This window comes from Mucilaginibacter gossypii, from assembly GCF_017569325.2.
GTDB lineage: Bacteria > Bacteroidota > Bacteroidia > Sphingobacteriales > Sphingobacteriaceae > Mucilaginibacter > Mucilaginibacter gossypii.
The window spans coordinates 3,969,980-3,983,683 of record NZ_CP071878.2; the positions used below are offsets into that span (position 1 = coordinate 3,969,980).

At 45.8% G+C, this 13,704-nt stretch carries 9 protein-coding genes; all 9 read right to left on the reverse strand.

Annotated features, from left to right (window positions below; translation table 11 throughout):
• Positions 1 to 8: 8 nt before the first annotated feature.
• A complete protein-coding gene (locus J3L18_RS16700) occupies positions 9 to 1,088 on the reverse strand; it encodes a Gfo/Idh/MocA family protein (protein WP_129569227.1) in 1,080 nt (359 codons plus the stop codon).
• 1 nt (position 1,089) lies between these two features.
• Complete coding sequence (locus J3L18_RS16705; protein ID WP_129569226.1) at positions 1,090 to 1,803, reverse strand: L-rhamnose mutarotase; 714 nt, start codon at positions 1,801 to 1,803, stop codon at positions 1,090 to 1,092.
• On the reverse strand, positions 1,800 to 3,722 hold the full coding sequence (locus J3L18_RS16710; protein WP_129569225.1) for a hypothetical protein: 1,923 nt from the start codon (positions 3,720 to 3,722) through the stop codon (positions 1,800 to 1,802). Before J3L18_RS16710 ends, J3L18_RS16705 begins: the two co-directional genes overlap by 4 nt.
• A 9-nt stretch (positions 3,723 to 3,731) precedes the next feature.
• Positions 3,732 to 4,616, reverse strand: a complete 885-nt coding sequence (locus J3L18_RS16715) for a sugar phosphate isomerase/epimerase family protein (protein WP_129569224.1) — start codon at positions 4,614 to 4,616, stop codon at positions 3,732 to 3,734.
• Between the two features lie 3 nt (positions 4,617 to 4,619).
• On the reverse strand, positions 4,620 to 6,020 hold the full coding sequence (locus J3L18_RS16720; protein ID WP_129569223.1) for an acetylxylan esterase: 1,401 nt from the start codon (positions 6,018 to 6,020) through the stop codon (positions 4,620 to 4,622).
• A 261-nt stretch (positions 6,021 to 6,281) separates the two neighbouring features.
• Positions 6,282 to 7,412, reverse strand: coding sequence for a sialidase family protein (locus tag J3L18_RS16725; protein WP_091162953.1), 1,131 nt, complete (start codon positions 7,410 to 7,412; stop codon positions 6,282 to 6,284).
• A gap of 7 nt (positions 7,413 to 7,419) precedes the next feature.
• Positions 7,420 to 8,145 carry a DUF3826 domain-containing protein gene (locus tag J3L18_RS16730; RefSeq protein WP_223266159.1) on the reverse strand — a complete coding sequence of 242 codons (726 nt, stop codon included), beginning with the start codon at positions 8,143 to 8,145 and terminating at the stop codon, positions 7,420 to 7,422.
• A 12-nt stretch (positions 8,146 to 8,157) separates the two neighbouring features.
• Positions 8,158 to 10,914, reverse strand: coding sequence for an alpha-L-rhamnosidase (locus J3L18_RS16735; protein WP_129569222.1), 2,757 nt, complete (start codon positions 10,912 to 10,914; stop codon positions 8,158 to 8,160).
• 3 nt (positions 10,915 to 10,917) lie between these two features.
• On the reverse strand, positions 10,918 to 13,704 hold the full coding sequence (locus J3L18_RS16740; RefSeq protein WP_129569221.1) for a glycoside hydrolase family 2 protein: 2,787 nt from the start codon (positions 13,702 to 13,704) through the stop codon (positions 10,918 to 10,920).

Sequence of the window (13,704 nt, forward strand, 5' to 3'; positions counted from 1 at the left end):
GCCCAATATCATGCGCTTAACTCATTTACGGTTAAATTAAACTCGGTCAGGATCTCATCAACTTTTACGGGTTTACCGCTTTGTAATGACCGATCCATAGCCTGAAGCAAGGCGATAGTTCCAATACCTTCTTTAATATCGGGATAAGCGGTATAGCCTTCGGTGATGCTATCGGCAAAGTATTCGAGGTAATTTTGATATTCCCCGGCATGATGGCTTTTGCCCTCAAACCTGAAGTAGTGTTTCAGTTTATGTTCCCAGGTAATGATGCGTTCTTCGCCGGTATTATCGGTAATTGCATAACGCAGGTCCATGTAATCGCCCTGACTACAGCCTTCGGTACCACGTAAAATACAGCTCATTTCACTGTCGCGGGTAACGGGTTGCACCGGACCGGTATAACAACCGCTTACGCGGGCTATACGGCCATCCTTCCCTTTAAAAATAAAATGCATAGTATCAGGGTTCTTCAAACCGCCTTTGGCACCGTTAGCACTTAGCATGCCATAGCCCATTACCTCTTCAATCTCCGGCAAATACCAGCGAATAAAATCAACCGGATGACTTAAGCCTCCGTACAACCATTTAAATGCCTGCTGCAACGACCATGGCTTCTCTAAAAACCAGCGATGATCGGCATGGTAATAGGCCTCCACAGTAATCAAATCCCCTATTAAACCAGCCTCGTAATCTTTACGCTGCTTTTTCATCGGCTCAAAAAAGCGCGAGCTTTGACCTACAAATACTTTCTTACCGCTTTGCTCAACCAGTTCGAGCAGTTCGGCAGCTTTACTCAAATCATCGATAAAAGGCTTGGTACATACCACATGTTTGCCGTGCAATAAAGCCAGCTTAACGTGTTCAGCATGCAAGTGATCGGGCGTATAAATGGCAATGATATCTATTTCGGCATCATTGAGCATATCCTGGTAGCTGGTGGTATAGTTATGAAAGTTAAACTCCTCCGCGCGGTGTTTGCACATTTCAATATTCATATCGCATACCATTTTCAGTTCAAGCTTTTCGCTTTTCAATACTGCCGACATGGTGCTGCGCCCTTCGCCTAATCCTAATATTCCTATTTTCATTTTATAATGATCGTTTAGTGTCGCTATTGTCCGTTACCTGTTTAAAAAACACCCATACCTCACCTTTCCGGGTGCCGGGCACACCTTCCTGGTATTTCTTCATCAACCTGTTCCAATCGTTTACCCGCGGGTTATTTTCGATGGTTTTAGGATTGAGGTCCTCAAGTTTTTTTCCTTTTGGGATACTGATCACCAGCATCAACCGGCGCCCGTTCCTGAATACAAGCAATTGCTGAAAACACGCGTTACAGAACCCTTTAGAAACCTCGGGCCAGTTTTTAAACTGTGTGGCGTGATAATCGACATATTCCTGCTGCAGGTGTTCGTCGGCAACAAGATTTGCGGTTAGGATAATGTTATCCCATCGTTTAGCAGTGCCTTTGCCACCACAACGAAGCCTGCGGTTAAAATCATAAAACGGATTGCTGTAAACGGTAACCTGGCACGAAGGGTATGCTGCCCGAGCGCTTTTTTGGATAGATGCTGAATTTAAATGCTTGCCATAAACAATGAGATGGTTACCCCAACCGTAAACCGCCGAAGCCGGTAATCCCTGCTTGCGGGCAATATGCAACAACGGGGCGTAGTCGAGTTGCTTACCCTGCGGACCAGTCACTTCAACAATAGTATAAGGATTTGAAGCTGCCTTTACATGAAATGCAGGCAACAACAAAACCATTGTAAACCACACGATATATGCTTTATATATTTTCATTCTGTTTTATGATTGATGGGCCAGTTACCCCGGTTTACATGACGATATTGAAACAGATACTGATAAGGCCGTTCTATACCTGCTGATTGCTTGATGGCAGCATCAACCTGCGGACCGTTATTTTCCCAAACATTACCGGGACCATTAGCATTTTTCAGAAACTTATCAGCCGGGCACCAATTGTTTTTGATAGTGATGTATGACGAACCTTCGTCGGTATACAGGTAAAACCAGTGCTGTGGGTCATGCGCGTAAGGCGCTTTATAAATGCTATCCATGTAATTATTGCTGATAACCGAGCCGGGCTGTGCCGATAGCGTGTAGATGGCCGCCACATCATACATATTGCGGGCGTAATGGTGGATTTTATTGGCTATGATGCGGTTATCGCTCATGGCGTTAATAGTCTTAGTCCATCCCCAGCCCATACTGATGCCGGAGTAGTTTACTTCGCAAACCTCATTATGTGTTATGCTGATACCTTTAACATAGCCCGCGCCTATGCCAACACAACCCCAGTCTTCATTGGTTACATCGGTAATTAAATTATTGGTGATGGTATCGTTAGTACAGATCTCCCGTTTATCAGTTGGATTGTAGGGCAGATGAACTTCCTGTGCCTCGTCGGAATAAACGCCGTCAAGAATCGCTGTGCCGCCAATATCTTTAAACAGACTGCCTTTAACCACATCACTATGTGTACCGCGCTGAAAATCCAGTCCGGTTGAAGCCATATGTTCAAAACCACAGCCATCAAATGCAATATGTGATGCATAAGCCACCTCAACCGCTGCCTTTGGCCGGCCAACCCATGCCTGGTTTTCCAATCCCTTTTTATCCGGTGTGCCGGGAGTTTTCAATTTGTAGGCATCCACCATGTACATCCCGGCCTGATGCGGCACCAAACCTTCTTTTGACGGGTGAAGCCAGCTGCTGTGTTCAAAGCTGATATTTTTAAAGCTGATATAATTAACAGGGTTATCAACAGTGCCCTGCATTTTAACCAATGTTTCCAATTGCGGAATGGTTACGGTGGCTGTTCGCAGATCTTCACCTTTGCGGGGGATATAGTAAATTTTATTAGTCCTGCGGTCGTGATACCAATCGCCGGGCTTGTTTAAAAAGCTGATGGCATTGCTGAGGTAAAAGGCTGAATTACCTGTTTTTTTGGAGATCCAGGGCGCTGGCCATGGGTGCTCTGATTGGATCCGGCTTTCGGGCTGATAAAATGATAAACGGGCGCTATCGCCCATTGCCATAACTGCTTTAACCCGTAAAATGGCTATAGCCCACCATTGATGAATAAACATCTCCAAACCCTTAAGGTGAGCGGTATCGGCTGAAGCAGACCATGGGATTACACAGGTTTGGGTTTTATGATCCCAGGAAAGGATGCGGTTCATGAGCGGAGCTTCGGTATCCCGGGTGCGAACAGCCTTTTCATCATTCACCCATAGTTGTCTGAATTGTAATGGCTCATCGCCTATAATGGGCCCGTCGGCAACCCAAACATTGCCTTTAGCTTCTGCCGGCAAACCGGGGATGGCATAATTTACTTTACGCCATCCACTTACCTTAATGCCACCACTTAAAACAGTTTTACCAATGCCCTCACCCTCTATAATGGTTGGACTATCAGCAGTACCTGAATCTTCCGGGCGGATAAATAATGGTTCATCTAACCTGTAAAGTCCGGCCGCGACTTTGATATGAATACCGCTTTTTATTGATGGATCGTTTAACCGCCTCAGTTCACGGGCTTTCCTGATGGCCATGGCTACAGTTGCCAGCGGCTGTTCGCGGGCGCCGGTATTTGTATCGGAGCCTTTAGGCGAAACCCAGATTTCGGCCGCAAAGAGGCTACCTGTCAAAATAACATTTAACAGCAATATCAAAACAACTATGCGGCGGATATTCATTTACGTTAATTACTTAGCCTGAAAAATTGATTTTACGTATGAGGTATTGGCGCTGAAATTCCATTTAACGTTCCGTGGGTCTTTGGCATCGCGCGAGCGTTCAATCACTAACCAGCCTGTCCAACCCATTTTATCCAAAGTGGCTTTTACATGTTCCAAATTGATTTTAGGGTCATTTTGCAGCCAAACGCCATCATCATTGGTACAATGGATCTGAATGATGTATTTTTTACCCAATATTTGAAGCTCCTTATCCAGGTCGCGGCCGTTTCTGATGGCGTTTTCAAAATTGAAATAGCTTTTGATGGCAGGAGAGCCAATATCTTTCAATAGCAGCAACTCTCCTTTGGCGTCCAGCGCAGTTTCAATACCAATCACCACGCCGGCCTTTTCAGCTATCTTACCAACCTCTTTCAGGCGGGAAACTATCGCGGGTCGCAGTTCAGGAAACTTCACCAGGTCACCTTTTATCCCCATCGGCAAAAAGCCCACTTTAACCCCCATTTGTTTCATGGTGTTGATACAGTCGGTAACAGCTTTGACCGCTGTTGGCCGCTCGGCAAATGATTGGGCGAAAAAGCCGGTCATGCCCATGGATGGGATTTCGAGGTTTAGTTCTTTCGCCTTGTTCAAAAACACTTTTCTGATCGAATCATTGGCCAGCTGGTTATCAAAAGTCTCACGGTCGCCGAGCCCGCCCATATCTACTTCAACACCATCAGCACCAATCTCCTTAGCCAGTTGAAATGCACCCAACTTTTGCCGTTTAAGGATCATCAAATCAACTACCGCTACTTTATAGCGCTGCTTTGATGAGGTTTGAGCCATTGCAGGAATAAAGAGGGTGCATACCATTATCACTATCCATAAACTTAATATCAACCTGTTTTTCATAACTTATTTTTTTGTGGCCTGCGCGAATACTTTCTCTAACTGATCAAAACCTTTTATGGCATTGGCAGGAAGTTTTTCGCCCTTATTGCCAAATACATACATGGCAGGTTCTTTTTCAATGGTGACTTTATTATCATCGAAATTGCCGCTGCTGTCTTTAATTTTATTAAGATCCAAGTGGAAATTTTCAGCTACGAAAGCATACAACGCAGCCCTTTTTGACGGACCGAAATCATGGCCTTCATTGGGCAAGTGTACATTCTCTACTTTGTTTGTAACCCCATAATAGCCATAGATCTTTTGTAGGTAAGGAAAATCATGCTCGGGCATATTAGCGGTCCAGTCCTGCCCGTCGGAGATCAGCAATTGCGGCCGCGGTGCAGCCATAGCGGCCAATTCTACATTATCTGTTCCGTTGCCGCATTGATGGATAGGCATTCCGCTTTCGCAAGGGCATCCTCCATAAAAATATGACGACACCGACACCACCGGAGCGCTAAGCTTGATCCGGTCATCCATGGCGCTAATTAAAACGGTATAGCTCCCTCCACCCGATCCGCCGCTGATCCCTACCCGCTCAGGGTCGGTTTCCTTAAGCGAAAGCACATAATCCAGGATCCGGATAGCGCCAAGTGCCTGGATAGTTTGCGCCAGGCTGCGGCGGTGATCCTCATCCTTAAATTGCAGCAAAGATTCGCCCCAGGCAAAAAGGTCGTAACTGTAAGCCATCGCCCCCATCCGCGCCAGCGATGCACAACGGATCTGGCAATCGGCACGGTAACGCTGGTGTTCCCAATGTCCATCCGGACTTAGTACCACCGGGATCTTACCTTTAATTTTCAGCGGTTTATACAGCGAACCATTGATGTACAAACCCGGCAAAATTTCGATAGCGATATTCTCAACCGAATAACCGTCAAAGATTCTTTTAGGGGTGATGATTGGTTTTGACGCAGGCTTAGCGGGCAGGGGTGATAACTCTAAAGCCTTGTAGAGCTCCGGCTTTAAAATGGCCTTGCGCTGTTCCCAGGTATCACGGTCGTGGTATTGGGCGGCTATCCTGTCAAGCTCTTTCCAGCCATCACTTACCGACCAGCGGAAGTATTCATATTCTTTCAGTTTATACCTGCCGGGAGCTTCCTTATTTACTTTCAGATCAAGCGGAGTGAGGATGTTGGCCAGCGTAGTATCCACATTGGGCCTGAAACGCCATTGGGCATAGTTAATCCATTTACCCTCAACCTGGGCAGCGGTGTATTTGATCTTTACATGATATTTATCCTGCACTTCATCAAGCACCTCCTTCAGGGTTTTCCTGAACATGGCATCGGTAGTTTGCTGCGCGTGGGCAGTGAAACTCATGGCGATGAGGCAGGTTACCAGTATATAGATCAGTTTTTTCATTGTTTTATTTATTTTGTAGAGACGCATAATTGAGTCTCCCGCATGCAAATCAGGCGTTCCCCCCTTTTAGCCGGCTTGTCCTACGAGAGACGCAATTATGCGTCTCTACATTGAAACAATTAACCAAATCATGGTCATGGGTAACTTGTTTCAGCACCCCACTCGCTAAGCGATCATGCTAAGCAAATCGACTACCTGTCCTGTGGGGTGCCGAAACAAGTTCGGCATGACGCTTTTTTTGCCCCTCAGAGTCTATTTCACTTACAAATCCTTAGTCTCCCCAACCGGTACCGGCGGCGTATAACCATCCACCTTTGGCCAAATACCATCCTTTATTTCCTCCATCTCTAATTTTGAAGGATCAATAACCACATGTTTTATCTTTTGCCTGCGCCAGGTATAAACCACATGCACCATCCCATCCGAAGTTTGGATGACCGATGGATAAGAATACTGGCTGATAGGTGAATCCTCCAGGATCGACGCTGCGTACCAGGTCACACCATCTTTAGAAACAGCTACGTTCAAAGGCGTACGGGCTCCTTTAGCCAGGTTTCCTGGCGGCAAAACGTGGTTATAAACCAATAACTGACGGCCATCTTTCAAAGTCACAGCATCGGTACCGGAATTGTTATTGGGCAGACTGGTCTTTTCCAAAGGCGACCAGGTTTGTCCGCCATCCTTAGACCATGTGCTTAATATCGCCCTGTTCTGACTGCGGCAAAGGGCCTGCAGCCGGCCATCTTTATAAGTTAAAATACTGGGTTGTATGGCTTTCAAATCTTTACCATCGCTGATTGGGCCTATCATTGTCCAGTTTTTGCCGAAATCTTTGGTGGCTTCAAAATGCACCTGCCAGGCTTTGCCTTCGGTACTTACCGGACTTAACAGCGTGCCGTTTTTAAGCAGTACCGGTTTGTTTTTGATCGGCCCTAAAAAGCCATCGGGCAAAGCCTTTTGCTCCGACCAGGTGATGCCGCCATCTTTAGATGTTTTTATAAAACCCTTCCATTTTGCCGGGCTTGGGCCTATTTTGTAGTAAAGCTGTAATTCGCCTTTGGGCACCTGGTACAACACCGGGTTCCAGCAGGCATAGCGTAAAGTATCGTTCTGGATGCCGTTGGCTACGTTGATACCCTCTGTCCATTTGCCATTAACAAAACGGCTCACCCAGATACATACATCGGGATTGCGCTCTTTGGTGCCCCCAAACCATGAGGCAACAAGGCCGGTCGGGGTTTCGGCTATAGTTGCTGCATGGCATTCCGGGTATGGCGCTTTATCGTATATAAACTCATCCTTCACAATCCCCTTGCGCCATGGATTTTGGGCAAAGGCGTTGATTATAAATAAGCAGCTTACTGCACCGGCGAACAAGATCTTTCTTAGCATAGTACAATTATTTTTGAGTGGCAGCCTTATCCTTTGCGGCTTTATCAGCAGCTTTTTTTGCGATGATGGCTTTGGTATAATCGCCGTATAGCTTGTGCCAGTTACGGCCGTTGCTATTAAGATATTGCTCGTTTTTCGTTTTGTAGATCTCAAAAATGGCCGATACCTGTTTGATATTCTTAAAATCAACAGCCTGCTCGCGGGCCTGCTTCAGATTAGCCAGGATTGCAGCTTCTTCAACTGGTGTAAGATCGGGGATGATGGATTTATAACCGGACAGTGTAAAGGCCACTTTGCCGATGGTGTATTTATCAAGTACGGCTTCAACCTGTTCTTCGGTGAGGTCGTTACGCAAACCGGTCATCAGGTTTTCGTGTACCGATTTTGGCAGCGAAGAGTTTATGATGACCTGCCTGTCCATGGTGCTCAAAGCTTTGCCCGTAGCCGGATCAATACCTGCCGGAACTGATTCATAAGAATGACTGTTATTCCAGTCGCGGATGGCTTTGAGATGCGTTGCTATCACATTTTTTACGTGGGAAGCCTTCGCCGTATCGGTAAGTGATAAGGAAGCAACCCAATCCGTAGCTTTCTTTTCAACCTCTGCATCGGCTTTGGCCTGCGCTTCCGGAGATAGAGCGGATTTAGTTACCTGTTGTTCCTGGGCTTTCAATGTGCCCGACAGCGATAGTAAAGCTATCAGCATTGCACCCATCCTATTTAATTTTTTCATATCAATGTTGCTTTAATATTTTACTTCAAAATCATAATCACCCGAACCAATGCTGAGCACCGCTCTCCCGCCGTCCATTTTCACCGGCTTGATATCTTTTATGGCTGATATTTTCTTCCCGCCCTCGGTTACTTCATCCATAGCTTTTGCAGGCACATAAACCAGTGCCGAACTGTTTGGCGGTATGGCAACATGCCAGTTAAAACTGCTCGTAGTATTGTTATAACTGCTTTTCACAAGACCATAAGCTGTTTGGTACGAGGCATTGACTCTATCCAAGCCTTTAATAATTGCCGGTTGCATAACTACTTGCTTAAAGCCTGCATTAACTGTTTTTATCCCCGCTATGTCCTGGTAAAACCAGGCTATAAGATCGCCCAGCAGCATGATGTGGTTACGCGAATTCATGGCCGGGTTGGCAGTATCGCCGTTCCATAACTCCCAAATGGTGGTAGCACCCCTTTCGGCCATATAACCCCAGCTCGGATAAGTGGTGTTAGATGCTATTTTCCAGGCCAGATCTGGGCGGCCAAATTCGGCAAGCCCGCGCATAAGCCATTGGGTACCGATAACTCCGGTGCTGATATGATCATGCGCTTCGTTGATCTTAGCAACTATATTTTTAAACACAGCTTGTTTATTGGCCGTTGGCGTGATCCCGAAATACAATGGCAGCAGGTTGGCGGTGACTGTATTGTTGCTGTATTTTGATGTGGTTTTATCAAAATACTTGTCGTTAAAAGCTTTGCCTAAATTTTGCTGCATAGTAGAAAAAAACTGTACATCAGCAGGTTTATGGAGCATCGTCGCAAACTTTTCCATCAAGCCGGATAAGTGAAAGTAATAGGCTGTAGCTATCAGCTGCCCATCAGTATTCAATGATGAATCTTTGGCGTGGATCAGCTCCAATGATTCGGGCGGTACGCACCAGTCACCATATTTGTCTTTGGTGACGATGTTGTTTTTCATGTACTTAACCCGCATATAATCCATCCACTTTTTCATGGAGGTATAATGTTTTTCGATTGGCGCTTTATCGGCAAACTGGCGGTAAAGCATATCGGCCACCAAAATATAGGTACCGGGCCAGGTCATGTTATCGCTATAATAATTCCAGTAAGCGGGCGCTACATCGGGGATGGCTCCATCCGGCCTTTGCGACTGTGCGATATCATCCAGCCATTTGACGTAGAAATTACTATTAGCAAATACAAAGCTTTCACCAAGCGAGCCCACCGCCCTGTCGCCAAGCCATGGCATCCGCTCGTTACGCTGCGGGCAATCAACCGGCATCCCTTTGTAATTGCTCTGGATCCCCCAATAAGCGTTATGATAAATCTTATTGACGATAGCGTTAGATGTTTCAAAATGGCCGATGGTTGGCAAGGCATCGTAAACCACCTGTCCTTCAAAATCAGCCAACTCGGGCTTACCTGGATAACCGCTGATCTCCACATATCTGAAACCATGATACACAAATACCGGGTGCCATAATTCTTCCGCCCCGCCTTTAAGCGTATACACATCGGTTACTTTGGCATCACGTAGGTTAGCTACATAAAGTTCATTATTGGGCTGCAGTGTCTCGGCATAACGAAGTGTTACTTTATCCCCCCGGTTTCCTTTTACCCGCATCTGTACCCAGCCCGCCATATTTTGACCCATGTCCAGGATCCAAACATTTTTTTTAAGCTGATTAATGCTGACAGGTTTGATGGTATCCATTACCCAGATCGATTCGTTCATCTGCGCGTCAAGCTTGCCTCCGGGAGCCTGCACCAATTCAGCTTTAAGCCATTGGCTGTCGTCAAAACCCGCACTGTTCCATCCCGGAAACTCTTTGGTGGCGTCATATTCCTCGCCATCGTACTCGTTATTGGTGCGGATGGGGCCATCGGCTGTAAAATGCCAGTTGTTATCGCTTATGATAGTTTGCTTTGATCCGTCGGTATACTCAACTTCCAGTTGTAGCAACATTTTGGGGAACCCAAATTCTTTGATCTTTTTAGGCTTGTATTTTGGCCGCATGGTAAAATAGCGGCCGTTGCCCAATACCGTTCCAATGGCATTATCGCCCTGTTTCAGACGATCTGTAACATCAAAGGTGTTGTACTTAACTGACTGCGTATAGTCAGTAGGTGCTTCAGCCAAAACCTGATCGCCGATAGCATGTCCGTTAATATATAACTCATAATGACCCAAACCAACTATATAAGCAGTGCCGCGTTTGATCGTTTTATTTAAACTAAACCCACGGCGATAATACCTTGCCGAAAGCCGGGAAAATTTGGAAACACTATCCCAGGCAAACCCACGGTCATAACCTATCCATTTTGCTTTCCAATCTGCCGGGTTCAAAAGGCCCACGCTCCATTTAGCCGATTGGCTCCATATGCTTGTACCGTTATTTGTCCATACCCTAACCTTCCAATAACATTCGGCGCGACTGCTCAACGGTTTGCCCGCATAGTTGACCATGATGGTTTCAGTTGAATTCACTTTGTGCGAATCCCACAGGTCACCTTGGTTTGCTGTTAGTTTTTCGGGAGTTGAGGCTACTAAAATTTGATAGGCTACCTGGTTGGTATTCCGTGTATCGCTGGTAATCTGCCAGCTTAGCCGGGGTTTAGCGGTGCCAATCCCCAAAGGATTGTTCAGCATTTCGCATTTCAGGTTTTGTAAACCGATACGCGCGTCTGCATAGCAATTGCCCAGGCAAGTTAGAATAACCACCACAGCCAAACCGATATGTGTGACTAACCCTTTCATCAATTATTTACCCGAAAAGTCGAAATACAGGTTCAGCGAAAGCGCGTCTTCTATATTCCTGTCGTAATTAAAATATTGGTTCTTTTGTCCACCCGGACCCAGTTTTTCAGGCTTTTGTGATTTGGTGCCTATCGGCGTTATGCCATGCATAAACGAGATATCACCCGATGGGAAAGCCGGGGCCGTGTTGTATACATTTTTGGGATTAGCCGGAGTAAACAGGCGCATAAACACATCCCGGCTATTGCATACAATAGTTACCGGCTGCCCGGTAGTTTGCAGTTTCATCCAGTACAGGTTGGAGTAATAGCCCTTAAATTCCGGGTAAACAACTTTACCCTGCCCGGTTATAGTATTATTGTAGGTTTTATCCCATACGCCCAGTGATGTACCTTTCATGCGGTTTTTCCACACCCGGTAAGGGCCATCACCCATATAGGTAATGCCTTTAATATCTTTTTCGGGGAAGGAGAAATTAATGCCCATTAATGTAGCATCCTCCCCTATTGGCCAGTATTTAACATCAAGCTGCACCCAGCCCGATGGGTAGATAGTCCACTTCAATAACGGTTCAGATTTTTTGGGCGGGAATACTGCTTCAACCACCAGATTATCAAATTCATAATGATAGGTGAGCTTTTCAAAACCCGTTTGATCTTGCCCTTCAATCAAAACAGGCCCGTTGTTAAAACGAATATCACCTTTAGCATTTTTCACACTAACCAATATGCCCGAATTACGGTTAAACGCCAGCTCGATCCCGTTGCCGGTTTTTACTTTGTACAGCGAATCGGTCTCGGTAATTACAGCTTTACTTCCACCTGTTTTTGTAATAATTCGGTTTGTGATCTTATCATGGTTACTTACCGGAAAACTCCAGGTAAACAGCTCATGCTTATTTACGTCAAAAGCTGAAACATATAGCACATCATAATTTTGCCAGTCTTTAGGCAACTGTAACTGCAGGTTCCCATACTGTCCGGGCTCAACATCCGGCGAAGCTATAGTACCGGTTTTACTTGTTGAAGCAGTGCCATTGAGCGTTGTCAGCTTATAGCTGAATGTACATTGTTTAAGATTTGTATAGGAATATCTATTCTCTAAACGCAGTGTACCGTTGAACGCGGGCGTTATTTCGCGGGGTTCGAGGTAAACCGGGCTCCAGATTTCTTTAATAGCATAATAGCTGCCTTCCTTTTCGTGGTAAGGGCCTACAATGCCGTCGGGGCCATGGTCACCATCGCTGTCCAACTCGCCGTTTTTATCTGTGCGAACCACAGCTTCATCAGCAAAATCCCAGATAAAACCACCTGCCGAAATCGGGGTGTGCCACATCTGTTTCCAGAAATCATCCAGCCCAGCACCGCCGCCGCCATCGTACAAGCCGTGTAAAAACTCGGTCGGGAAAAATATATCGTGACCGTTGATACCTGTATTGGTACCGTAGTCATAATTAATATAGTGTTGTGTATTTGTTCCGCGGAAGATGCCCCAGGGATGGATCAAGGGACGTTTTTGAATATCCAATTCATCAAACCAATGATCGAGGTTGAAATTAAAACCACCTTCGTTACCATTATCCCAGATCACAATGGATGGATGATTGATATCTTTTTCGATCATTTCTTTAGTTAATTTCGAACCAACCACGTCGTCATAGGCGTGGTGCCAGCCGGTAAGCTCGTCCAGTACAAAAAGACCTAATGAATCGCATACGTCCAGGAAATGATCATCGGGCGGGTAGTGCGACATCCGCACCGCGTTCATGTTCATATCTTTCATGAGTTGAACATCCCCGATACTTACTTTTTTATTTAAGGCCCTGCCCGTAGTTGGCCAAAACGAATGACGGTTTACGCCCTTAAATTTGATCTTAGCGTTATTTACATAAATGCCATCGTGTTCCCTCAGCTCAACCGTACGGAAGCCGATGCGTTGCTTTACGATATGAACGGGCTTACCATTTTCATTCAGCGTAAATACCACATTGTACAGGTTAGGAAACTCCGGCGACCATAATTTTGGTGAAACAATATTCGTGCTGATATTAGCAACGGTATCGCCTCCATTAACTTTTACGGAAAAAGGAACACCAAACTTTTGCCCTGCCATGGTATACACCTGCCCTGTTACCGTGCCGCTTTTTACAGATGCCAATCGCAATTGTGCTTTTAAATTACCGTTAGCTTTGGCATCAACAGCAAAATAGCTGATATGCGATTTAGGGGCAGCCTCCAAGAACACCGGCCTAAAAATGCCGCCGAAGATCCAGAAATCACCTTTGCGCTCGGCTGCGTTTACTGATGCATTGGCGGAGTGTTTGGATACCGTCACCTCTAATAAATTGGATTTACCGTAGTTAAGCAAAGCGCTTACATCATATTTAAAACGGTAAAATGATCCCTGGTGAATTGCCCCGGCGGATTTGCCGTTCAGCTTCACCTCCGTATCGGTCATGGAGCCATCAAAAACAATGTTGATAGCTTTGCCCCGCCATGACGCGGGCACATTAAATTCATATTTATATAGCCCTTGCTCCTTGCCTCTTAAACTATCTTTCGAAAGCCCATAATTGTACTTGCCAAAACCCTGAAACTCCCAGTTTGATGGCACCGGAATGGTAGTCCATTTGCTTGAATTGTTGCCAGCGGTGCAATAAAACTGCCAGTTTACAGTATGATTACTCCCCGTACCCGACAGGAACAGCTTTTGTGTTTCCTGGGCATGGGTTGCCGACCAGTTGATAACAAACAGTAAAGCAATCCATATTTTAAAGCAGGCAGATCTCAT